27 protein-coding genes are annotated in these 21858 nt (G+C 63.1%); 18 read left to right on the top strand and 9 right to left on the bottom strand.

Annotated elements, in window-relative coordinates:
• Window positions 1-1334 (top strand): phosphate acyltransferase (locus AC5I5I_RS18145; protein WP_495975322.1); only part of this gene is annotated, 1334 nt, incomplete at its 5' end.
• On the opposite strand, the gene hpaD is transcribed toward AC5I5I_RS18145, so the two are convergent.
• The gene (gene hpaD, locus AC5I5I_RS18140) at window positions 1331-2335 is read right to left on the bottom strand and encodes a 3,4-dihydroxyphenylacetate 2,3-dioxygenase (RefSeq protein ID WP_495975321.1); all 1005 of its coding nucleotides are present in this window, start codon (window positions 2333-2335) and stop codon (window positions 1331-1333) included. The two genes, AC5I5I_RS18145 and hpaD, sit on opposite strands and share 4 nt — an antisense overlap.
• Before the next feature lie 176 nt (window positions 2336-2511).
• Between hpaD and AC5I5I_RS18135 the strand changes: the two genes are divergently transcribed.
• From AC5I5I_RS18135 to AC5I5I_RS18110, 6 genes are all read left to right on the top strand, one after another.
• Complete coding sequence (locus AC5I5I_RS18135) at window positions 2512-3432, top strand: pirin family protein (protein WP_495975320.1); 921 nt, start codon at window positions 2512-2514, stop codon at window positions 3430-3432.
• A gap of 166 nt (window positions 3433-3598) precedes the next feature.
• Complete coding sequence (locus AC5I5I_RS18130) at window positions 3599-5230, top strand: EAL domain-containing protein (protein WP_495975319.1); 1632 nt, start codon at window positions 3599-3601, stop codon at window positions 5228-5230.
• Window positions 5231-5296: 66 nt separating this feature from the next.
• Window positions 5297-5623: a YMGG-like glycine zipper-containing protein gene (locus tag AC5I5I_RS18125; protein WP_495975318.1), complete on the top strand. Its 327-nt coding sequence runs from the start codon at window positions 5297-5299 to the stop codon at window positions 5621-5623.
• A 110-nt stretch (window positions 5624-5733) separates the two neighbouring features.
• Complete coding sequence (locus tag AC5I5I_RS18120) at window positions 5734-6147, top strand: hypothetical protein (protein WP_495975317.1); 414 nt, start codon at window positions 5734-5736, stop codon at window positions 6145-6147.
• Between the two features lie 74 nt (window positions 6148-6221).
• The gene (locus AC5I5I_RS18115) at window positions 6222-6686 is read left to right on the top strand and encodes a DoxX family protein (protein WP_495975316.1); all 465 of its coding nucleotides are present in this window, start codon (window positions 6222-6224) and stop codon (window positions 6684-6686) included.
• Window positions 6687-6707: 21 nt separating this feature from the next.
• Entirely contained in the window at window positions 6708-6971 is a 264-nt protein-coding gene (locus AC5I5I_RS18110) for a DUF3551 domain-containing protein (RefSeq protein WP_495975315.1), read from the top strand.
• A 380-nt stretch (window positions 6972-7351) separates the two neighbouring features.
• Here AC5I5I_RS18110 and AC5I5I_RS18105 read toward each other — a convergent pair whose 3' ends face one another.
• Both AC5I5I_RS18105 and AC5I5I_RS18100 read right to left on the bottom strand, forming a co-directional pair.
• On the bottom strand, window positions 7352-8230 hold the full coding sequence (locus tag AC5I5I_RS18105; RefSeq protein WP_495975314.1) for a polysaccharide deacetylase family protein: 879 nt from the start codon (window positions 8228-8230) through the stop codon (window positions 7352-7354).
• Window positions 8231-8463: 233 nt separating this feature from the next.
• Window positions 8464-9036, bottom strand: coding sequence for a glutathione peroxidase (locus AC5I5I_RS18100; protein ID WP_495975313.1), 573 nt, complete (start codon window positions 9034-9036; stop codon window positions 8464-8466).
• 54 nt (window positions 9037-9090) lie between these two features.
• Here AC5I5I_RS18100 and AC5I5I_RS18095 point away from each other — a divergent pair, with 54 nt between their 5' ends.
• Window positions 9091-9921 (top strand): hypothetical protein, encoded by an 831-nt coding sequence (locus tag AC5I5I_RS18095; RefSeq protein WP_495975312.1) that lies wholly within the window; start codon window positions 9091-9093, stop codon window positions 9919-9921.
• Window positions 9922-10007: 86 nt separating this feature from the next.
• Here the strand turns inward: AC5I5I_RS18095 and AC5I5I_RS18090 are convergent, their stop codons facing one another.
• Entirely contained in the window at window positions 10008-10388 is a 381-nt protein-coding gene (locus AC5I5I_RS18090; RefSeq protein WP_495975311.1) for a hypothetical protein, read from the bottom strand.
• A gap of 450 nt (window positions 10389-10838) precedes the next feature.
• Here AC5I5I_RS18090 and AC5I5I_RS18085 point away from each other — a divergent pair, with 450 nt between their 5' ends.
• The gene (locus AC5I5I_RS18085; protein WP_495975310.1) at window positions 10839-11063 is read left to right on the top strand and encodes a DUF3551 domain-containing protein; all 225 of its coding nucleotides are present in this window, start codon (window positions 10839-10841) and stop codon (window positions 11061-11063) included.
• Window positions 11064-11154: 91 nt separating this feature from the next.
• Window positions 11155-11661 (top strand): CreA family protein, encoded by a 507-nt coding sequence (locus tag AC5I5I_RS18080; RefSeq protein ID WP_495975309.1) that lies wholly within the window; start codon window positions 11155-11157, stop codon window positions 11659-11661.
• An 82-nt stretch (window positions 11662-11743) separates the two neighbouring features.
• On the opposite strand, the gene AC5I5I_RS18075 is transcribed toward AC5I5I_RS18080, so the two are convergent.
• Both AC5I5I_RS18075 and AC5I5I_RS18070 read right to left on the bottom strand, forming a co-directional pair.
• On the bottom strand, window positions 11744-12319 hold the full coding sequence (locus AC5I5I_RS18075) for a hypothetical protein (protein WP_495975308.1): 576 nt from the start codon (window positions 12317-12319) through the stop codon (window positions 11744-11746).
• Between the two features lie 148 nt (window positions 12320-12467).
• The gene (locus AC5I5I_RS18070) at window positions 12468-13013 is read right to left on the bottom strand and encodes a DUF6790 family protein (protein ID WP_495975307.1); all 546 of its coding nucleotides are present in this window, start codon (window positions 13011-13013) and stop codon (window positions 12468-12470) included.
• Window positions 13014-13103: 90 nt separating this feature from the next.
• Here AC5I5I_RS18070 and msrB point away from each other — a divergent pair, with 90 nt between their 5' ends.
• The 4 genes from msrB to AC5I5I_RS18050 all read left to right on the top strand — a co-directional run bounded on the left by msrB (window position 13104) and on the right by AC5I5I_RS18050 (window position 14781).
• On the top strand, window positions 13104-13514 hold the full coding sequence (gene msrB / locus AC5I5I_RS18065) for a peptide-methionine (R)-S-oxide reductase MsrB (RefSeq protein WP_495975306.1): 411 nt from the start codon (window positions 13104-13106) through the stop codon (window positions 13512-13514).
• A gap of 61 nt (window positions 13515-13575) precedes the next feature.
• Window positions 13576-13947, top strand: a complete 372-nt coding sequence (locus tag AC5I5I_RS18060) for a hypothetical protein (protein WP_495975305.1) — start codon at window positions 13576-13578, stop codon at window positions 13945-13947.
• Between the two features lie 101 nt (window positions 13948-14048).
• On the top strand, window positions 14049-14354 hold the full coding sequence (gene clpS, locus AC5I5I_RS18055; protein ID WP_495975333.1) for an ATP-dependent Clp protease adapter ClpS: 306 nt from the start codon (window positions 14049-14051) through the stop codon (window positions 14352-14354).
• 112 nt (window positions 14355-14466) lie between these two features.
• Window positions 14467-14781 carry a hypothetical protein gene (locus AC5I5I_RS18050; protein WP_495975304.1) on the top strand — a complete coding sequence of 105 codons (315 nt, stop codon included), beginning with the start codon at window positions 14467-14469 and terminating at the stop codon, window positions 14779-14781.
• Window positions 14782-14855: 74 nt separating this feature from the next.
• Here the strand turns inward: AC5I5I_RS18050 and AC5I5I_RS18045 are convergent, their stop codons facing one another.
• Window positions 14856-15335, bottom strand: coding sequence for a YcbK family protein (locus tag AC5I5I_RS18045; RefSeq protein WP_495975303.1), 480 nt, complete (start codon window positions 15333-15335; stop codon window positions 14856-14858).
• A 396-nt stretch (window positions 15336-15731) separates the two neighbouring features.
• Between AC5I5I_RS18045 and AC5I5I_RS18040 the strand changes: the two genes are divergently transcribed.
• Together AC5I5I_RS18040 and AC5I5I_RS18035 are read left to right on the top strand one after the other, a co-directional pair.
• Window positions 15732-16040 (top strand): hypothetical protein, encoded by a 309-nt coding sequence (locus tag AC5I5I_RS18040; RefSeq protein WP_495975302.1) that lies wholly within the window; start codon window positions 15732-15734, stop codon window positions 16038-16040.
• A 31-nt stretch (window positions 16041-16071) separates the two neighbouring features.
• Complete coding sequence (locus tag AC5I5I_RS18035; RefSeq protein WP_495975301.1) at window positions 16072-16383, top strand: HdeA/HdeB family chaperone; 312 nt, start codon at window positions 16072-16074, stop codon at window positions 16381-16383.
• An 11-nt stretch (window positions 16384-16394) separates the two neighbouring features.
• On the opposite strand, the gene AC5I5I_RS18030 is transcribed toward AC5I5I_RS18035, so the two are convergent.
• Window positions 16395-16544, bottom strand: a complete 150-nt coding sequence (locus tag AC5I5I_RS18030; RefSeq protein WP_495975300.1) for a hypothetical protein — start codon at window positions 16542-16544, stop codon at window positions 16395-16397.
• Window positions 16545-17210: 666 nt separating this feature from the next.
• Here AC5I5I_RS18030 and AC5I5I_RS18025 point away from each other — a divergent pair.
• Together AC5I5I_RS18025 and AC5I5I_RS18020 are read left to right on the top strand one after the other, a co-directional pair.
• Window positions 17211-18782 (top strand): RNA-directed DNA polymerase, encoded by a 1572-nt coding sequence (locus AC5I5I_RS18025; RefSeq protein ID WP_495975299.1) that lies wholly within the window; start codon window positions 17211-17213, stop codon window positions 18780-18782.
• 172 nt (window positions 18783-18954) lie between these two features.
• The gene (locus tag AC5I5I_RS18020; RefSeq protein ID WP_495975298.1) at window positions 18955-20217 is read left to right on the top strand and encodes an Hsp70 family protein; all 1263 of its coding nucleotides are present in this window, start codon (window positions 18955-18957) and stop codon (window positions 20215-20217) included.
• Window positions 20218-20325: 108 nt separating this feature from the next.
• Here the strand turns inward: AC5I5I_RS18020 and AC5I5I_RS18015 are convergent, their stop codons facing one another.
• Window positions 20326-21786, bottom strand: a complete 1461-nt coding sequence (locus tag AC5I5I_RS18015; protein WP_495975297.1) for an amidohydrolase family protein — start codon at window positions 21784-21786, stop codon at window positions 20326-20328.
• Window positions 21787-21858: the final 72 nt, after the last annotated feature.

Genomic DNA, 21858 nt, shown 5'->3' with positions numbered 1-21858 from the left:
CGAACCAGGTCAACAACGTCCTGTGTTTCCCCTACATCTTCCGTGGCGCGCTGGATGTCGGCGCCACCACCATCAACGAGCCGATGAAGCGCGCTGCGGTGGAAGCGATCGCCGCGCTCGCACGCGAAGCGCCATCGGAGGTCGCGGCACGCGCCTATGGCGGCGAGGCGCCGACATTCGGAACAGGATCGCTGATCCCCAATCCGTTCGATCCCCGGCTGATCCTGCGGATCGCGCCGGCGGTGGCGCGTGCGGCGATCGAATCCGGCGCGGCAACGCGTCCGTTCGGCGACTTTGACGCCTATCACGAGCGGCTGAATCGCTTCGTGTTCCGCTCCGGCTTCATCATGAAGCCGGTCTTCACGCGCGCCAAGGAAGACCGCAAGCGGGTCATCTATGCCGAGGGTGAGGACGAGCGCGTGCTGCGCGCAACTCAGGTCGTGGTGGAAGAGGGACTGGCGCAGCCGCTCCTGATCGGTCGTCCCGGCGTGATCGAAACGCGACTGGAGCGTTACGGCCTGTCGATCCGGCCGGGCCGCGACTTCACGCTGATCAATCCGGACGACGACCCGCGCTATCGCGAATACGTGCAGGCCTATGTCGAGGCCGCCGGCCGGCGCGGCATTACGCCGGATGCCGCGCGGACCATCGTGCGGACCAACGCCACGGTGATCGCCGCGCTCGCGGTGCGGCTGAAACTTGCCGACGCCATGATCTGCGGGCTGGAAGGCCGCTACATGGCGCACCTGAAGAACATTCGCGACGTGATCGGGCTTGCGCCGGGAGTCAACGAGTTCTCGGCGCTATCGCTGGTCATCACCAACAAGGGCGCTTACTTCATGGCCGACACTCAGGTGACGCCGGAGCCCAGCGTTGAAGCGGTGGCGGAGATGGCGGTGCTGGCCGCGGCGCATGTGCGGCGTTTCGGACTGGAGCCGAAGATCGCGCTGCTGTCGCATTCCGATTTCGGATCGTTCGACAGTGCGTCCGCCGCCAAGATGCGCGCGGCGATGCGGCTCTTGCAGGAACGGCATCCCGAGCTTGAAGCCGAAGGCGAGATGAACGGCGACACCGCGCTAAACCCCGCGATCCGCGAACGGGTATTCCCGCACTCGCGGCTGAAAGGCGAGGCCAATGTGCTGATCATGCCGAATCTCGACGCGGCCAACATCGCCTACCAGATGACCAAGGTGCTGGCCGATGCGCTCGCCGTCGGACCGATCCTGATCGGGGCGGCGATGCCGGCGCATATCCTGACGCCATCGGTGACGGCACGCGGCGTCATCAACATGACGGCGCTTGCCGCAGTGGAGGCGCAGGGGGCGCGGAGCTAGAACTGGTTCGCCAGAAACGTCTCGAGCGTGACCGGATCGGCCTTCAGCAACGGCTCGGCCGGCGTCACGCCTTCGAAAAGAGTTGCCTCGAAGAACCAGGCGCGCGTGGCCGGCAGTCCCCACAATTGCGACCGGCTGGTATTGGTGAGGTCCCAGCGGATCGGCGGGACGTCCGGGTCGATCGCTTGGTAGTGCGTATTGAACAGCTCGATCCGATGTCCGTCGGGATCGCGGAAATACACGAACAACGCGTTGCCGATACCGTGCCGTCCGGGCCCGCGCTCCATCCGGGTGGCATAGCCCATGCTGGCCGCGACATCGCAGGCATGGATCAGGTCTCGCACTTCCGGAACGGTATAGGCGAAATGATGCAGCCGGGGCCCGCGCCCGTTGCTGAACACGATGTCGTGCGGATTGCCTTTTCGTGCGAGCCAGATGCCCCACAATTCGTCGGTGCCGTCGCGTGCCGTGTATTCCGTCAGCCTGAAACCCAGCGCGGCATAGAAATCGAACGCGCTCTGGATGTCGGAGGCCGCCACCTGCACATGATCGAGATGTTGCGGCGAGCCGCCGTGAAACTTGTCGAAGGATTGCATCAGCCGCGGAACGATTTCCATCTTGGCGCAGAGTTCGATCGGCGTGCCCGACGCATCCGCATAACGCAGCGTGCGGCCCTGATAGGGAGCCTCGGCCCATGTGCTCGCGACACCACGGTGGTCGAGCCAGTCCTTCGCCTTGTCGAGATCGGCGTCGGTCAGCACGCGAAAGCCGATGGCCTGGCACACCGGTTCATCGCTCGATTTGCGGATCACCAGGGAATGGTGGCCGGCCTCTTCCAGACCGCGCAGATAGAGCGCATCGCTGTCCACGTCGCTCACCACGAGGCCAAGTACATCGCTGTAGAACTTGCGGCTGGCGTCGAGGTCGCGGCTGGTCAGGATCACATGGCTGATGCGTGTGATGTTGAAAGGCGGGTCCAGAACGGGCGCGGGCAGGGACATGATGCAGACTTTGGGTGGGAGCGTTGACTGGTCCGGCGGACGAGGGGCGCACCTTATTTGCCGCGACAGTCCGTTTCAATCGCGGCGGCGATCGCTCGTCGCATTGCCGTCATGGTTGGGTATAGATTGTGCGATGCCCAAGATGAGTTGGGCATGAGCAGTGGGACCGAGCGCGCATGAGCTTTTTTCCAGGTGAGGATCCGGCACCGGGTGACCGCAAGTCCTGCGATGCGCTGGAACGTGTAATCGTGCCGCGGACCACCGATCTCGGCGATTTCGAGGTGCGTCGCGCATTGCCTTCGGCGCAGCGACGCATGGTCGGTCCGTTCGTCTTTCTCGACGAGATGGGGCCTGCGACCTTCAGCGCCGGCACCGGTGTCGATGTGCGGCCGCATCCGCATATCGGGCTCGCCACAGTAACGTATCTCTTCGACGGTGAGATCACCCATCGCGACAGTCTCGGCACCTTCGTTGCGATCCGGCCCGGCGAGGTGAACTGGATGACCGCCGGCCGCGGCATCGTGCATTCGGAGCGCACCGCACCGGAGCGGCGGGTCAACGGCGACGCCCTGCACGGCCTGCAATGCTGGGTGGCGCTGCCGGCCGACAAGGAGGAGATCGACCCATCCTTCTTCCATCGGAGCGCGGATGATCTGCCGCTGGTGAACGACACTGGCTTCACCGCACGCGTGGTGGCCGGTCAGGCCTTCGGCGCGCGCTCACCGGTCGTCACCGCGTCGGACACCGTGTTCGCCGACATCAAAATGGCAGCAGGTGCCACGATCCCGCTCGACCCGGATTACGAAGAGCGCGCGATCTATATCGTCACCGGCGAGATCGAAATCGCGGGCGACCGTTTCACCGGGCCACGCCTTCTGGTGTTCCGGCCGGGTGACCGGATCGCGGTGCGGGCGCTGTCGGAGAGTCGGATCGCGATCCTCGGCGGTGCGGCGCTCGAAGGCCCGCGGCACATATGGTGGAATTTCGTGTCGTCGCGCAAGGAGCGCATCGAACAGGCCAAGGAAGACTGGAAGTCCGCGCGCTTTGACATCGTGCCGGGCGACGAGACCGAGTTCATCCCGCTGCCGCCGCGGTAACTGGCGCCGCTGGCTCGGCCCGCGGCCATTTTCATTTCTGCTTAACCATACGGGCCATCCGCCCGCGCGCAGGTCTGCGGGTCGGCAAGCTGAGCCTCTATGCTTAATCCCGCCTTTACGGGAACCGGTCAGTTTGACGTGCGGTATATTGTGGGGGCGTCCTTCCTTGTCGTCGAAATTCGGAAAACTGATCGCGATCGCGGTCGGCATCCTGCTTGCGGGTGCGCCCATGGTGGGCCTGAATTTCTGGGTCGACGGGCTGATGGTCCGTCAAAGCGCGAGCGATGCCGAGACCTTTGCCCGGCGCTCGATCCACGTCGCCGATGCCCGACTCAGTGCGATCCTGACCTCGCTTCAGACCCTGGCGGCGCGCGGGGTCGACGGCTGCCGTCCGGATCAGGTCGAGGCGCTGAAAAGCGCGAGCCTGCCGGTTGCATGGGTCAAGCAGATTGCAGTGCTGGGAGCTGCCGGACAGCCGCTTTGCGGCGATCTCGTCCTGCCCGGACTGGTCAAGGTGATTGCGCAGCGCGAAGTCCGGGGAAGCAATGCCGAGATCGAGGTGGTGCAACTCGGCGATCGACCCGGGCGGATGGTGCGGCTGCGTCTGCCGGTGGGACCGGGAGGCACCACAAGCCTTGCCGCTCTCATACTTCCGGATGTTCTGATCACCAGCCTCGGTATCAGCAGCGCATCGGCATCCGAATACGCGCAGCTTGCGCTTGTCGACGGGACCGTCATTACCGAATTGGGCGCTCGTCCCGCCGACAGCGAGGCGCTGTCGGCGGTGAGCCGCAACGCGCGCGTCAACGATCGCTTCGGTTTGCGGGTCGCGACCTCGCACCCGCAGATCGAAGGTGAGGTCTCGCTCGACGAATTGCGCAAGATCGCAATCGCTATGACCGGCATCCTGGCGCTGGCACTGGTCGCTTTCGCGCTTATCCTGCGCCTGCGTCAGCGTGACAACCCGGTGACCGAGCTCGAGCGTGCGCTGCGCCGCGGCGACTTCGTGCCCTATTATCAGCCGATCGTCGACATCACCAACGGCCGCCTGCGCGGGGCCGAGGTGCTGATGCGTTGGAGAAAAAGCGACGGCACCGTGGTGCCGCCCGCAGCGTTCATTCCGCTGGCGGAATCCAGCGGTTTGATCGTGGCGATGACGCGGAGCATGATGCGCCATGTAGTCGCGGAGATGGGTCCGGCCTTTGCAGTCCGTCCGAAGCTGAAGCTCGGGTTCAACATGACCGCCGAGCATTTTGCGAACGACACCATCGTGCGCGACATCCGCACCATCTTCGAACGTTCACCCATTCGCTATTCGCAAATCTTTCTCGAAGTGACCGAACGGCAGCCGCTCGAAAATCTGGGCCGGACCCGCCGCGTGATTGCGACGCTGCAGGATCTCGGGGTCCGCATTGCCATCGACGACGTCGGCGCCGGCCATGGCGGTCTTTCCTATATCCTGAAGCTCGGTGCCGACGTCATCAAGATCGACAAGATGTTTGTCGACGCGCTCGGCAGCGACAACCATTCGAGTATCATCGTCGAAACCCTGGTCGACCTCGCGGAGTCCATGCGCATGGACGTCATTGCCGAAGGCGTCGAGACCTTCGAACAGGTGGTCGCCCTGCGCGAGCGCGGCGTTCGCACCGCCCAGGGCTATGTGTTCGCGCCGCCGCTTCCCGGTTCCTCGTATCTGAAACTGGTCGAGGCGATCGAGCCGTCCTCGGCTGCCGAACCCAATGCAGCCAGGGGCAGGCTCTACGGCGCCGGCATGTTCGAGACGTCGTCGGCTGCCTGACGCCGTTTGAAGGCCTGCGGTGTCAGGTGGTATGATGGTTCCGATCTCGAACGAGGGAGGACGACCATGATTCGCAGGATGACCGGTACGACCTGTCTGACGCTCGCGCTCGCCATCCCCCTGGTTTTCGCCACACCCGTACAGCCGGCGGGGGCGCAGGACGGGCTCATCGGCGGAGCCATTTTCGGTGGCGCCGCAGGCGCCATCATTGGCGGAGCGGCCGGCGGTCGGGGCGGTGCCGCAACCGGTGCGATTATCGGAGCGGCGACTGGCGCAGCACTTGGCGCGGAGATGGAGCGGCGGCGAACCGGCTATTATTGGTACAATGGCCGTTGCTGGCGCCGCGACGCGCGCGCCAATTATCATCTGGTGTCGCGCAACTTCTGCGGTTGACCCGCCGGATTTTCAGGGGGCTGCTGGGCAGGCGCGTTTTTGTGCCTCAGGATTGCCATCGCGCCCGCGCAGGACGTAGATTGCAATCCACTTTGGCATCCCACATTCCCATGAAAATCGTCTGTCTTGCCCTCGCGCTCACGATCCTGCCGTTGTCATCGGGGGTCGCGCAGAATGCTGCACCCAAGTCGCTGCTTGAAAATGAGCAGATCAAGGTCCGCGAGATCAAGCTCGCGCCCGGAGAAAAACAGCCCGCGGTTCAGCGCCCCAACACCTTTCTGTATGCGCTGACCGACGGGTCGATCGTATTCACGCCTCCGGGACGCAAGGGCTATGAGTTGACGTTCAGGGCAGGCGAGGCGCTCTGGCTGCCGTCGCAGGAGACCGCCACGTCGAATGAGAGCGACAAGGAGGTCCGGGTCCTGGTTGTCGAGATCAGGGCGCGCCCGCCTGCCGCCGCGAAGGGCAAGACGTCCAAGGGAAGCAAGGGAGCGAAGGGTTCGAAGAAGGGCGCGAAGAAATAGGCGCCGCATCGCGGAAGCATTTAGGATTGGCGGTTCCGATCGGCGGCGGTGTCGGACCTTTAGGAGATTTCGCCATGCAGGTGATGTTGGTTCTCGGACGCATCCTTTTCGTTCTGGTTTTCATTCTCTCCGGCGCGCAGAAACTGATGGATATTCCGGGAACCGCGGGCACGATCGGTGCCAAGGTGGCGTTGCCCGATGTGCTGGCTGCGTATACGCCCCAGCTCGAAGCGATGTCCGGGATGACCACGCCGACGATGCTTGCTATCCTGGTCGGTGTGGTGGAGATCGGGGCGGCGCTGATGATCGCGGCGAATATCGGCGCGCGCGCAGGCGCCGTGCTGTTGATTCTGTTTACAATCGCGGCGACCTGGTACTTCCATCCATTCTGGGCCATGTCCGGTGCGGAACGCGAGGCGAACATGATCCAGGCCTTGAAGAACCTGTCACTGATCGGTGGCCTTCTCGTGATATTCGTGATCGGATCCTGGCGTCCGGGATATGATCGCTATTCCGAATCCGCCGCCGAGCGTATGTGAGGCACCGGGGAGTTTGAAGACATGCGGCTTATGACGACTGGTTTGGCGCTCGCAGCGACCGCTATGTTCGCGCTTTTTGTACCGGCGACCACCGCTTCGGCGAGGAGCTACGTTTACAGCACGGAGTATTGCGCCCGGGACTATGACGGTGCGATGGATTGCTCCTATTTCACGCTGCGGCAATGCCGCGAGGCTGTCTCGGCGACCGGCGGCGATTGTGCTGTGAACCCGCGCTATTCCGGTGAGCCTGCGCCGCGATACCGGCGGGCGCCGCGCCCGCGCTGAATTCCGCAGCGGGGCCTGATTGTCCGGACAGTCCGTACTGAAAATTCCGACCTGGAAATAAAGAGGGCGGCCAAGTGAGCCGCCCCAAGGTTGTTACGCCACGCGGGAGGAACCTCTGCGGGATCGGCCCCCTCAACCGCCGGTCCCGCGTGACTGAAGAATCGAATCAATGCTCGATTACAAGTCTGCCTGAATATTCAGCGCCGTCACCCATATTCTTCTACCGCGGCGCAAAATTGCCCAAACCGTTGTCACGGAAGCACACGCGCATCGCTTGGGGAGGGCATCTGCGCCCGCTCTCAACATCAGGCGGCGCCGTGTCAAAAAAAATCGCCGGGCGGAGCCCGGCGATCTGAACCGAAACCTCAATAACGCGCCGCCTAATCGACGGTCCGAACAACGCTCGCAGTCGGACGCTGGTCGACGGTTGGAAGCTTGGCCTCCTTCTTCATCATCTCGTCGTACTTCGCCATCGACTGAACCGTGCCCTTGGCCCGCATGTGCACGACCTTGTAGCCGCCGTCCTTGAGCTGCTTGAGCAGTTCCGGCAGCGCGTCGGCAGTCTGGGTCTGGAAATCGTGCATCAGAACGATCCCCTTGCCGTGCTTCTTGAGTTTGTTCATCACCGCATTCACGACTTGCTCCGGACGGCGCGCCTTGAAGTCGAAGGAGTCCAGGTCGGTCGAGAAAATCGCGATGTTGCGCTCGCCAAGATAGGTCACGAGTTCCGGCGGATGACGGAGCGCGACGAAACGAAAGAAGGGCGCGGACTGGGCGCCAAGCGACATGTTGACCGCGCTGATGCCTTTCTCGATTTCTTCCTTGGCCTGTTCCGGGTTGATGTTCTTGCGGCCGAGATCGGCGTGGCTCCAGGTGTGGGAGCCGATCGTGTGACCGCCTTCAGCCACCTGCTTCAAGATTTCCGGGTAGTAGGTTGCGTGCTTACCGATGATGAAGAATGTCGCCTTCACGCATTGATCGGCAAGTGCCGCCAGCACCTTCGGGGTGGTCGGCCAGGGGCCGTCGTCGAAGGTGAGCAGAACCTCCTTGTCGCGCAGGAAGTCGTGCTGCTTGAAATGTTCGAAGCCGAAACCGGGACCGCCGGTGGTATCGATTTCAACCGTGCGGGAGACCCCGAGGGCACCCGGATTGGCACACTTGGCCGCACCGGCGGCTCCGGCACCCGGAGCCTGCGCGAAAGCCGCACCGCTCGCCAGCGATGCGGAAACCAGGATAGCGCACGCGAACGAGTGGCGCATGGTGGACCCCCTCATGAGAGCGGACCCAGGCGGCCCGCATGGCAAAGCTATGGCATGAAAAACGTGACATGCCACAAGAGTCAACGAATCCCCCCGTCGATACCGGTGAGGAACGGGGATTATAGTTATTTGTGATGGGTTCGACACGGCCAATGGCCGTGTCGTTAACGATTGCGTCGGGAAATGGACAAATTCCGGACCAACCGCCACGCTCTCGAAAAGGCCTTAGCCGGTCAGGCGGGCCCGAGCTCGCGCTCGAGCGCCGCGACCAGGTGAGGGGCGGTCGGCTCAATCGCGGAGCCGAAAGAGGCGGCAAGCGTGCCGTTCCGCGCAACCAGGTACTTGTGAAAGTTCCAGCGGGGTGTCTCGCTCGGCCGCTGGATCGCCGCCCAGCGATAAAACGGGTGCGCCGCCTCGCCCTTCACCGCGACCTTTTCGGTCAATGGGAAGGTCACGCCGTGACGATGGGCGGTGCCGTGAATTTCCGATTGCCCACCGGGTTCCTGCCCGCCGAAGTCGTTTGAGGGCACGCCGAGAACCAGCAGCCCGCGATCGCGGTACCGGCTCCATAACGTCTCCAGGCCCGAATATTGCGGCGTGTAGCCACACAGCGATGCGGTATTGACGATCAGAACCGGGCGTCCGGTCTGTTCCGACAGAAGAATCTCTTTCCCGTCCAGCGCCCTGAAAGAGAAGGCGAAGGCCGTGGCGCGACTCATGGCGGTTTGCGCGCTCCCGCGCCGGGACATAAATGGCAGCACGGCAGCGCCGCCGATCGCGTTGAGGATGGTTCGCCGCGAGATCATGTCAGTTGCTCCACCGCGGCCAGTCTACAGCAGCCGGATCGCATGCGAACCCACATGCGCGTGAAGCTCCGTTTTGCTTACCCGGTGGGAACCAAGGCCCATGCGTGTCGTTCACAATCGACAGCATTTGGGGCCGATATGAAAAGCTTCAATCCGTTTCGTATGTCGTTCGACCGTCCGCTGAGGCCGGTGGAACGGACGCGCGCGCGCGTGACCGCGACAATCGTTGGCGGGGCCGCCATTTTTCTGGGGATTTCGAGTGTCGGCGTACTCCTAAACGCCAGTTCCGAGGCGATCGGCAACTGGACGAATGCCGAGCCGCCACCTGAAGCCAGGATCCTCGCGACAGCGGCCGAAGATCCCACCGGCAAGAGCTGCGAGGAGCAGACCTGGCCTTATCTGGAAGCGCGGTGCCTGAAATCCGCCGATACGGAGGCGTCGCCGCGCTCCACGCCGAAACACGGCCTCGGATCGCAACAGGTCTCGTTACCCGACGCGCCGGCCACCAAAGCAGCGTCGCCAACCAGCCCGGCCGTGGAACGGGGTACGACCGGCTCCGCGGCGTATGATGACAAGCCAGTACCGACGCCGCGTGGCGCATCCGGCGCGACAGGCGAAGCTGCCGTTCCTCTCCCGGTTCCGGCACCCGCGCCTTCTGTTGTTGCACCGGCCGCGTCCGAGTCGGGACGCGTCTTGAAACAGGACGCTACGCAAAATCGGAGCAAGGCTAAACGGCAATTGTCCCGACGCGAGCAGCGCCGAATGGAACGGCAGGAGCGGAGAATGTTGCAGCGTGAGCGCCGTGAGGAAGTGCGCAGGCTGCGCCACGAGCGGTGGCGGGCGCGGCAGGAAGCACGCCGCGACGAATTCTTCATCTTTCGCTGACCATCGCCGGCTTGAGCCGGCTCCGTGAAACTGAAACAGAAAAAACCGGCCGCATCGCTGCGGCCGGCTTTTTGTCTGGAGGCCGGTTAGTGGCAGTTGCGCTTGCCGTAACCGCCATATCCACCATGGCCGTAGGACACCTTGCGGACCGGAGGCGCAAACTTCGGCTCAACGAATTTCGGTTCGGCGACGATGACCTTGGGCGCGAATTTCGGCGCGGCCAGTCTGGGCGCGGGTTCGGGGGCAGCGTCCTCGGCCGGAGCGGCTTCGGCACCCTGGGCTTCGACCGCGGGGGCCTGGCCGTCGACCTTGGCCGGCGCCTGGTCGGCAACCGGGGCGGGCGCCAGAGCGACCTTGTTGGGGGCAGGAAGGATCTGGATTTGACGGGTCGGACCCTGCTGGGCCTGGGCGGACACGGCCATAACGGCCAGGATCGCGGCGGCGAGGGCGGTTTTCGTGATGGTCATGGCCTTGTTTCCTTGAGTGAGCGATTGGTTGATGCCCATTCGTCGCGCGGCCCTGAAAGGCGGTTCAAACCGCGGTTGGAAAATTCGCTCGCTCATTCCGCCGCCAGCCGGCACGGCATGAAACCGGTTTTCGCCGACTGCGTTGAGACAGAAGTAACCAGCCTCGCCATATAGGCCGAACCGGCGTCCAGTTTGCCCGACTGACCCTGAAAGGTGCGTTCGAAGGGCTGGCCGATGCCTAAGACGGAACGATTTGTCCGGATGACTTGTTACTGGCGCTTGTGGGCAGTCTGGCGCTGTGCGGACTTTCCTATGGTACCGTTCGAACCGGGTCTGCTGTGAGCGCGACCAATGTCTACTGTGTTTCGGTATGGCCGGCGAGCGGGCCCAGTCGTTATTAGTCTCCGGGCTTGTCGCCGCGCTTAAGAGACCGGAGTTGGAGAACCGAAAATGAAACTTCTCGCTGCTGCCGCCGTCATCGGCGCAACGTTGCTGACAGGCGCAACCCCATCGTCGGCGCAAGTCGAATATCCCTGGTGCATCATCACCGGGGGGCGTGACGGTGGCGCCATGAGCTGCGGTTACGTCAGCCTCGCGCAATGCATGCAAACCCGTATCGGGACTGACATGTGCGTGATCAACCCGCGCTATAACGTGCCGCGCTCGCGCGGCTAGCGAAGATAGCGGCGTCTGATGGAACCGGTCATCGCGTTTCGGCGTCTGAATGCCTATGTGTGCAGCGCCGAAATATCCATGAGGATGACCGATGGTTCGCAGCCTCGCGATCGCGATAGCCGCGTTGTGGGTGATGTCCGCCCACGCGGCGGATGAACCCGACCTGATCTTCAAGCGCTCCACCGTGTTCAAGTGGATGTCGCCGAACGACAAGCTCGCCACCTATGGCCTCGACGATCCCGAGGTTGACGGTGTTGCGTGCCACTTCACCGTACCGGAGCGCGGGGGATTCAAGGGCTGGCTCGGCCTTGCCGAGGAAGTGTCCGACATTTCGCTGGCCTGCCGGCAGATCGGTCCGATTCATTTCAAGACCAAGTTCGAGCAGGGCGAGGACGTGTTCCGAACCCGCCGCTCGCTCTTCTTCAAGAAGATGCAGATCGTCCGCGGCTGTGACGTCAAACGCAATGTGCTGGTCTACATGGTATTTTCGGATCGCATCATCGAAGGCTCGCCCAAAAACTCGACTTCGAGTGTCCCGATCATGCCATGGGGCGCGCAAACCGATGTCCCCAAATGCGCTGACTACATCGAGAAGTGAACGTGGCCGACGCATCGGCTGAACAAACAGACGCGGCGCCGTCCGGGGACGGCGCCGCGTCTAATCTCAGGTCTGCCGTTTCTCAGTAGCGACCGTAGCCGCCGCCACCATAGCCGCCGCCACCGTAACCACCGCCGCCGTAGCCGCCGCCACCGTAACCGCCGTAGCCGCCACCGTAGCCGCCACCGTAACCGCCGCGATCATAATAACGCGGGCGCTGGTACTCGCCGTAATAGCGCGGCTTGGGTTTGTGCCTGACGACCGGCTTCTTCTCCAGCACCGGTCCTTCCTTCACGAACTTCTGCGGCGCGCCCTTGCCCGGAGGTGGCGGGGGAGCGGCGTCACCGGGAGGTGGTGTGCCGGCCGTGGAGTCCTGTGCCGGAGGAGCCGCGTCTGGCGCCGGAGCGGCCTGCTGCAACGGCCGGCCCGGCCGGCGTCGTTGCGGCGCGGCTTGTTCGGGCGGTCCCGCATTGGCATTGGCGTCTGGTCCGGGACCCTGATCCGGCGCATTGGCAGGACCGGCGGCCGCCGGCGCGCCTTCGCCACCCGGGGCGGGCAAGACCTGGATCTGCCGGGTCTGCCCTTGCTGAGCGGAAGCGACGCCCAGTGCAGCTGCCATGATGGCGGCCGCGAGGGCGCACGTAAGCGATTTCGACATAACCTTCTCCATGGTCGGAAAGACGGTTCTTGTCAGTCGCAGTCGGGCGAGCGTGCGTTCGATCCGGCGCGCATCAAGCTCGGGCAAATCGCGCTCTTCTTGGCCGGCAGTCTCCGACCGGATCGGACAAAGCGCAACGCATTTCTGTTCAATGGGACGTGATAGCGGGGCCGGAATTGCGACGATTCCCTTGCGGATACTTCCCTTGCAAATAGAGCAGACCGAACCCGATCGCCGGAACCAGGATATCGGTCCAGAAGATGATCCCCGCATTGCCGGGCGCGAAATTCCGCGCCGCGATCATCTGGTAGATGTGGCCGCCTGCGGCGCCGAGAAGGAACAGCGACGGGCCGACCACGGCGGCGATGCGCAATCCGCGATCGCCCCGGAACGCGAGAAAGCCGACTGCCGCGAATCCCAGGCTCGCGAAGCCGACCTCAGTCTGGAACGGGCTGTCGGCCCAGCCGATGAAGCGCGCGGCCATGTCGCCGAAAAACACGTGCATCACGAAATTATAGAGAAGGCTCATGCCGATGGAAAACAGGAGGAAGTACGAGAACAGCGCCTCGACCAGTTGGGCACGGCTGCGCGGTTTTGGCTTCGAGAGGTAGGCCACGGCCGATGCGATCAACCCCAGGACCAGGAGCGTGAGGGTGAAGTTGGACAGCACGAAGCGGATGAGAGATTCGATCATAATTTTCCGTGGGGCGGGGGACGTCCCGCGTGGGGTTGCGGCTCCGGTTGTGGACTTGGCAGACGCCGGGACAGGGACCATATTTGCCGCATGAGCGACACCCTGACCAAGACCTATCCCGTCACCCGCACCGACGCCGAGTGGCGCGCCCTGCTGAGCCCCGAACAATATTACATCATGCGCGAGCATGGCACCGAGCGGCCTGGCAGTTGCGCACTGAATTACGAGAAGCGCGCCGGCACCTTCGAATGTGCCGGCTGCGGGCAGCCGCTGTTCAAGTCAGGCCGCAAGTTCGAGAGTGGCACCGGCTGGCCGAGCTTCAACGATCCGGAGCCCGGCGCGGTCGAAACCACCGAGGACAGGGCTTTCGGCATGGTCCGCACCGAGGTGCATTGCAGCCGCTGCGGCAGCCATCTGGGCCATGTATTCCCCGACGGCCCGCCGCCCACCGGCCTTCGCTATTGCATCAATGGCGTGGCGATGAATTTCCAGCCGGCCTGACGCGTTCCAATTTCCGTGAGGCGCGCTATCCTGCACTCCGCAACCCTGCGGAGACTGGGATATGCCGGACACCGCGACCCGCGAGATCGGCCGCGTCTATGCGGCGCGCGGCCCATGGATGGACGGAGTCATGCCCGGCGATCCGGCCGACGATGTCCATTTCGAAAGCCGGCCGATCCCGGAAGAGGCCTGGACTGCGTTCGAGACTTCAGACCTGTGCGAGCATATGCATGGTCTGCCGCATGAGGGCATCATCGGATCCTACGAGGAATTCTGGTTCAAGGCCGAGCAGCTTGCCGCGCTGGTTGCGCTGATCGAAACCGAGGCGCCGAAGGCGCCGGCTGCGGCGCGCGCCTGGCTTGCGGATGTCGTGCGGTTTTCGCGGCGCGCGCAGGAACGCGGCGTCGGCGTCACTTTCATTGTCGGAGGGTGAGCAGGCGGACGGGATCACGCGAAACCGTGATCGGATCGCGGCTGCCATGCCTGCAATCCTGACATATCATGCCGACAGTGCCCGTGCCGCCCGAGGCTGCGATGCCCGACCCCAACGTCAAGACCCGCACCAAAACGAAGACCAAGACCGCGCGGCCGCCGCTATACAAGGTAATCCTGCTCAACGACGACTACACGCCGCGCGAATTTGTCGTGCAGGTATTGAAGGCTGTCTTCCGCATGGGCGTGGAGCGCGCGCAGGCGGTGATGATGACGGCGCATCGGCGCGGCGCCTGCGTGATCGCGGTCTATACCCGCGACGTTGCCGAAACCAAGGCGAAGGAAGCCACCGATCTCGGCAAGCAGAACGGCTATCCGCTGTTCTTCACCACCGAGCCGGAAACCTGAGCGGTCTGTCCGACCACAAATTTGGCTGATCGATTGTCGCGCGACAGGGTGCCCCGTACTCGGAACGAGACGTCGCGCGTTAGCATTTTGATCGCCAACGCGGAGATTTGCCATGACGGACATCACGCGCAATGAGGACGCGCTCGAACTGCGCTCCGGCGGCACCACGCTGACGCTCGACAAGAGCGACGGCAAGGCCGTGCTGCAGCGCAAATTCCTCTTCGTGAAGATGAAGCCGGCCGAGATGAGTCTGTCGGACATTGCCGACGTGACGCTCGATATTGCCTTCGACGGCGCCTCGGGCATCGAAATGTGCAACGCGATGCTGGTGTCGCGGGAAGGCGCGGCCTTTGCCGTCCCCGCGTCCGACAAGGCGGACGCGGAAAAATCCGCGACCGCGATGCGGGAATTTCTCGGGCTGCACTGACGCCGCTGAGGCATTGGTGCCGACCTTGTCCGTCCGGCGCTTGACGCGCCGGACGGATAATGCGTGCGCGTCTATCAGCGCCCGCGCGCGTAGGCGCGGCGCGCTTTCGCACTGACGTTGTAATTGCGATAGCCGCCGGTATCGAAATGGATGTGTCCCGACGGATAGGTGATGACGGCGCCGCCGGAATTCGCGCGCAGCCAGGCCAGCATCGCGCCGCGTTGTCCGGACCGCGGAACGAAATCGACCGCCTTGCCGTAGCGATGCTGCGAGGGGCGGCCGGAGCCTGCGATCACCGCCCCGGGGCGGCAGGTGGAAATCACCTTCACCGCGCCGAACCGCGCCTCGAGGCGTGACAACACTCCGCGGGTCTGGCCGGTGAGGCAGCCGCGCGCAGCGCTGGCGCCACGACGCGATGAATATTCGGTCTGCGCGGTCCGGAACGGACCGAAAGCCTCGAACTGCGATGCGGCATCGGCATCCTGTGCATGGACGGGGAGGGCGGGAAGAATGGTTGCAGCCATCAGGACGGCAAACGACGTTGCGATACGCATTGAACCTCGAACTCGTTAGTGTGGATTGATTGCTACGCTTGCGAGGTCCGCATGAACGACGATGTCGCTCAGACCGTCACAGGCTGATGCCGCGCGCCAAACGCAACGCGACCGCGGGAACCGCGTGATCCCGCTTTAGCCGATCGGATGGGGCTATTCCATGACGGAAAGGCGGCGAATACCCCTTGTGCGTCAAGCACATAGCGCCAACTAAGGTTTTGCCGCAGATCGGGACAGATTCCGCCAAATTGTCCCGGTTCAAGCCATACTCAACGCGATTTCCGCGGCTGCGCGCGGCGCTTGCCGCGCCTGCGGCCTGGTTTGGACGGCTTCGTTAACGCGTCTTTGCGCTGGCGTCGCTGCCCTGTAATCTCAACCCGGGTTTTCGCCGGAGCCGTGAGATCGATGCTTGTGAAGGGGATGGCCGCCGCGGCGCTGATGACGGTCGCAATCGCGCTTGCGGTGCCGGCCCTTGGCTGCAACGCCATGAGCGGCAGTGCGGGGTGCGACGGGCCTTACGGCTATCTTCCCGGATATCGCGATGGCCCGTCCGGCAGCACGCGCGGCAGCGGCGCGCTGCCGCCGATGAGTACGCTCGGCGGCGACCTGACCGGCAGCTTCGAACGACCGGGGACCATCGGGGCTGTGACCTTCGGCAGCGGTGGCCGCAAATGCAGCGGCATGTTCCGGTCGGTGAATTGCTGAACCGCCGAACGATTTATCAGGGAAAACGATCATGCGTGGTTCGAGCCTCGCCGCTGTCACCATCGTTGCCATGCTGGCCGCCGCAACGGCGCAGGCGCAGGACAGGAAGCCGGACGCGGGCGACCGCAGCGTCGCGCAATATACCTGCAAGGATGTGATGCGCGAGAGCGGCGGCAATCGCGACGTCGCCATCGCCTTCCTGCACGGCTTCCTGCTCGGACAATCGGGCGGCAGCACGTTCAATGTCGAGACGCTGCGCAAGCAGACCGACGCCTTCATCGAGCGCTGTCTCGACAATCCCGGCCTGCGCGCCGCCGACGTGATGGGCGAGATCCGCAAGTAGCGGACGCGGCGCTATTTCTTCTCGATCGAGATGCCGCCGGGGCCGACATTGATCTGCATGCCCTCGGGCTGCTTCTTCGCCTGGTACAGGTTCCAGGCGAGGATCGCGGCGACGACGGCCAGCGCGCCGACGAGAAGATAGAGCATGTTGTTGCGGGTCATGGGAATCGCGGGCCTCTGATGATGGCTGCGCTGTAGCGCATTCGGATTGCGGATGGAAACGCGGCAGCGCGGGGCAGGGGGACTCCAGAGCGTCCAGGCAAAGCTCCGCCATCCCTTATTCTTTAGCCGGCGCGGGCGCGCCCGTCGTCCAACTCGCATTCCTTGGAAGAACCAAGGGCGCGCGGAACGCCGGGCTTTCAGCCAAGCCCATGGCCCCATGCGCGAAGTGAGTATGCGCATGAGATTGTAGTCACCACGGACCGCCGAAAGGCATCGGCGTTCCGCGCGCGGTGTGAGTGGCTTGCTCTGCGACAACCCCGGAGGACAGACACCGTTGACCGGCATCGCCGGGCGGACTTTCTTGATATCCTCCGCTGGTGACCCACGGCCGGTGAGCCGGATCATCGCAGCTTGGGCCTCCGCTGCACGACGCACGTCTTGCGCCTTACAACGGCCACCGCATCCCGCCCCGCGTCTCATGACGCTGATCAGACGCCCCTTGGACGGGACGGGATGCGGAGACTTAGATCAGGGGAAGATGGCGGAAATAATGAATACGGTCCTATCTGTTGAAATTCCGATCTTTAGACGCGGATTTTTTTGATTTAGCCGCAAATCAAGTATACTCGCATACGTTGTAACCCCTTCCCTGTTTCGAAGTTGATAATGACGATCTTGCGAGATGTCGATCTCACTTTCGCGAAGGAGCATCTCAGTCGTTTTGCGGACTCTGATTTCTTCCCGCCACTCTATGAGTTTGAGGCTGTTTGGCAGGGTTGGGACGAGTTCTGCAGCGAAGTTAAGAAGACAAATGTCGAAAGACTAAGCTTCCCAACGCCTCTCCAGTTACCTGCGCCAAAGCCAAATCAGACTTTCCGGATTGTTCATCAACTCGATCCGCTATCGTGTATCGTCTACACCGCTTTAGCGCATGCGGTTTGCTCCGATCTGGAAGCGAAACGAATCGATAAATCTAAGAAAATCTCTTGCTCATATCGGACGAAGCCGGAAGGCGGTTCATTCTTCTCCGAGGGGACTGGTTATCAAGACTTCTTGGATCAAACGCGCGCCCTTTGCGAGGCAAACAAATTCATCCTCGCCACCGACATTGCTGACTTCTACAATCAAATATATTCGCATCGCGTACGAAATTCTATTGCTGGCCTTGGTCCTTCGTTTGTGGATATCGCAAAAGACGTCGAGTCCGTGATTCATTCGCTGAGTTCTCAGTCTTCGAAGGGCGTACCAACAGGGCCGAATGCTAGTATCATTTTTTCAGAAGCCATTCTGTTGGATGTGGACGGCCTTCTTATGAGCCGGGGTGTTGCGTTTTGTCGTTTTGCTGATGATTTTCGAATTTTTGCTGATCGCGAGGCGGACCTTAGAAAGATTTCCGAGTTCCTGTCAGAGTATCTTTTTGATCACCATAGACTTCATCTCAGCGCGGCTAAGACGTATATTTCGGAAACGTCCGAATTTTTGCAGCGAGAATTTTTCAATCACTATCGCATTGAGGTTCAAGAAGCCTTTGATCTGCTCGGCTCCATGACATACGGCGGCGTCGCATCTTACGTTGATGCTGAAGAAGATGAAGAGAGCGAGAGGATTCCATTCGGCGTTCTAGTGGCGACCGAGGACGTCTCCCCTGAGAAGGGCTTGGCGCAGATCGTAGACCAAGTTGCAAAAACGATTGAAAAAACAGGTCGCGCAGATTTGAATCTACTCAAGGCTCTACTGCGGCGCTGTCGAATTACAAACAGCGATGCGTTCTTTCCGCTGCTTGAAGATAGCACAGAGGTGTTTTTACCAGTGTTTCATGACTTAATGAAGACGATGCGGCAATTGTATGCTCAGGGTCATCGCGAAACAGTGGTGAGTTTTCTTAAGGGCATTTATGAAAGCAATGTAATAAACCTGAAATTTATTCGGTTTTGGGCGGATTGGTTAGCATCGCAAGATCGCTTGTTGTTAGAGTCGTCGGGTGCCCTCCCGCTTATACGGGCCAATGGCGACTTGCGTCACCAAGCGAACATGGCGGTCGTGACGCGCGACTTTGCGTGGGTGCGAAGCTTCCGAGCCAATGTAGACCAACTAGGTGACTGGGACCGCAGGGCGGTGGTGGGGGCATCACGCATTTTGAGCAAAGATGAAAGAGGCCCATTTCTGGCTAATGTGCGTAAAAGAGCCAACTCGAACGTTGTCGACAAGCTGCTTTTCGATCACGTCATGTCACACTAACAAGCACGCGTCGCTCCGCGCGCCACCGCGATGATGCGCGGGTGATCGAACGCCACGAAGCGTCCCGTCATAACGCGGCGTGCGGCTGTCGATGATGCCTGAACGCGCGCAAAATCCGCTGGATCGTCCGCGCCCAAGCGTATAGACGGGCGCTCCATTTGCGGACGCCACGATGTCATCCTGCGGACTTGATTTCGGAACCTCGAACACCACGCTCGGGCATATGGTCGATCATGTGCCGGTGCTGGTGCCGCTGGAGGCGGAGCACGTCACGATTCCGAGCGCGATCTTCTTCGAGCGCAACGGCGGCGTCTTTATCGGCCGGCGCGCGATCGACACCTATGTGGATGGCACCAATGGTCGGCTGATGCGCAGCCTGAAGTCGCTGCTTGGGACGTCGCTGATCAACGAGACCACGCAGCTCGGTCGCGAGCGCAAAACCTTCCGCGACGTCATCGCCTCTTATGTCGGCGCGGTGAAGCGGCGCGCGGAGCAGGCGGCGGGCGTCACGTTCCGCAGCGTCGTGCACGGGCGCCCGGTGCATTTCGTCGACAACGCGCCGGATGCCGACGCCAGGGCCGAGGACACGCTGCGCGAGATCGCGCGCGGGCTCGGCTTCGACGAGATCACCTTCCAGTTCGAACCGATCGCGGCCGCGCTCGATTACGAGCGCGAGATATCCGGCGAGCAGATCGCGCTGATCGCCGATATCGGCGGCGGCACGTCCGACTTCTCCATCGTGCGCCTCAGTCCGCGCCGGCATCGCGTGGCGGACCGTACCGGCGATATCCTCGCCAACGATGGCGTGCGGATCGGCGGAACGGATTTCGACCGGCGCGTCAGCCTCGGCGAGGTCATGCCGCTGCTCGGCTATGGCAGCGCGATGAAGCGGGATGGGCTCAACGCGCCGACCAGCTATTTCCACGATCTGGCGACCTGGTCGAACATCAACCGCATGTACGAGCGCGGCGTCGCACAGGATATCCGCAATGTGCGCCGCGAGGCGAGAGAGCCGGAGCTGTTCGATCGGCTGCTGCGGGTGCTGGACGATCAGCGCGGCCATACGCTGGCGATGGATGTCGAACGATCGAAGATCGCGCTGTCGGACGCGCCGCGCTCAGGCTTTGCGCTGGACTGGATCGAGCCGGGCCTGACGGTCGAGATCGCGTGCGGCGATCTGGTGCGGCATACGTCGGCACTGGCGGAGGGCATTGCTGCGCGGATCGGGCGCTGTCTCACAGAGGCCGGTCTCGGCGCCGGCGATATCGATGCACTGTTCCTGACCGGCGGTTCGGTGCAGCTCGCGCATGTGCGGCGCGCGATTACCGCCTGCGTGCCCAACGCCCGCGTTGTCGAAGGCGATACCTTCGGCGCGGTCGGCAAGGGGCTGACGATCGAAGCCGAGCGGCGCTATGGGCCGGTCGCAGTGGGGTGAAGCACGGGTCCAAAGCGGTTTGCTGTACCGCTGCGTCCGGCGCGGTCAAAATATCAAGATCGAGCGACGGGGCGGTAACCGAGCGCCCGGAATGCGGTTGCCACGTGGCTACTTCGCCCGGCCGCGCAGCGCCACACCCGCTTCGCGCGCCTCCGCGACGATGCGCGGGTGATCGAACGCCGTGAAGCGGCCGCCGCGACGCAGCACCCGGCCGTCGATGATGACCGTGTCGACATTCGCCGGCATCGCCAGCGATACGATCGCCTCATAGGGATCGCCGACAGGCGCCATGTTGGTGTCAGTGGTTCGCACCAGCACGAGGTCGGCGCGCTTGCCCGGCGTGATCGAGCCGGTGCGGTCGGCGATGCCGAGATCGACGGCGCCGTCGAGGGTCGCGAGCTGTAACAGGCGCTTCAGCGTCAGCGGCACGCTTGCGCCGATGCGATGCTGGTGAAGTGCGAACAGAATGCGCATCGACGAGAAGGGGTCGGCGCTGATCGAGGCGATGTGATCGGTCGAGAGACTGACCTTGACGCCGGCGTCCAGCAATTCACCGAGCTGGATGACGCCGAGCTTGGAGCTCCGGCGGGCCTCGAGTTGCGGCGACGTCGAATAGCTGACGCCGCGCGCCTTCATGATCGCCCGCTCCTCGGGCGTGGTCAGCAGCGGATGGACGAGCTGCACGTCGGTCCCCAGCATGCCGGCCTTTTCGAGGTCGGTGATCGGGCTCGCGCCCGAGGTATGCATGGTGATCGGCAACCCAAGCGCGCGCGCTGTGTCCCAGTCGCGCTTCAGTTGCTCCACCGTCAGAACGCCGCGGGACGCCGCGGCAGCCGAGCCGCCGATGGTCAGGGCGCCGAGATTGCGCGAAGAGATGCCGAGCATAAGCATGCCGTCCTTGTCCGGCATCCAGTCCTTCTGCACGCGGGCAAGGCCCGCGGCATCCATCGGCGCATCGTCGGCGAGGCCGACCGGGGTGCCGTAGGCGAGGCGACCGCGCAGGCCCATGTCGCGCATGGCCGACAGCTCGGCATCGGCGTGCTCGGGGCTGCGGGTGTTGTGCGCCCAGTTGTGAATTGTGGTGATGCCGGCTGAGATGGCGTCAATCGCACCGAGGCGAACGGCGCGGTAGCTGTCCTCCGGGGTCATCAGCGGGCCAAGGCGGGCGGTGGTCGGGAAATAGCCGAGCGCGGGCATGTCGGCGCGCACGAACGGGCGCAGCAGGCTCGCCCACAGATGGAAATGGGTATCGACGAAGCCCGGAATCACGATCATGCCGGCGCCATCGATGACCTGGGCACCCGGCGCATCGATGCGCTCGGCCACCGCGACGATGGCGCCATTGCGGACATGCACGTCGCCCGAGGCGAGATCGGGCACGGCCGGATCCATGGTGAGCAAGGTCGCGCCGCGGATGAGGATTTCGCCGCGCTCCGGCAGCGTTGCGGCGGGTGCCGAAGCATTGCGCGCCGTTTGCGCCAGCAGCCTGCGCGGCGCCATTACCGCAGCGGATCCCAGCACGGCGGCGCCAGCGAGAAGCCGCCGGCGGGTGAAGTCGTGGCCCTGCATGTCGTCTCCCCAAAGTTTTTCTTGTGTCTTTCAAAACCGGCCGACTATGGCACACGGCGTGAGGCGGTCCAA

It is taken from the genome of Pseudorhodoplanes sp. (genome assembly GCF_059499825.1).
Note: the sequence above shows the minus strand (reverse complement) of the source record. Positions and strands in the feature narration are given on the sequence as shown.